The sequence below is a fragment of the Mesorhizobium sp. M3A.F.Ca.ET.175.01.1.1 genome (genome assembly GCF_004791945.1).
GTDB lineage: Bacteria > Pseudomonadota > Alphaproteobacteria > Rhizobiales > Rhizobiaceae > Mesorhizobium.
Window position 1 is genome coordinate 1 of sequence record NZ_SRTP01000268.1, and the last position, 315, is coordinate 315.

Here is a 315-nt window from a genome sequence, read left to right on the forward strand (position 1 = left end):
CGCGCGCCACCCTGTCTGCCGCCGCTGCCAGCAGCAGCGCCAGCCCCATGGAGACAAGAGGGGGGAGGATGCTGAAAACGACGGTGACCTGGAACGAGTTGAGGTAGCGTTAATCAGAAAGTACCGCGGAAAAATTCGCCAGGCCGACGAAATTGCTGTTCAGCCCGAAGGCATCCTCGCGCATGGTGGACTGATAGAGCGCCTGGCTGGCCGGCCAGAAGAAAAAGATCACCGTGAGGATGATCTGCGGGGCGACCAGCAGATAGGGCAGGATCTTGTTGGGGAATACGACGCTTTGCACGGCGATCTCCTGAT

General features: G+C 59.7%; 1 pseudogene. It reads right to left on the bottom strand.

The annotated features are described in order from the left end of the window. A pseudogene (locus tag EN818_RS31595) lies at window positions 1-301 on the bottom strand (glycerol-3-phosphate transporter permease); the annotation flags it as partial. Between the last annotated feature and the right edge of the window lie 14 nt (window positions 302-315).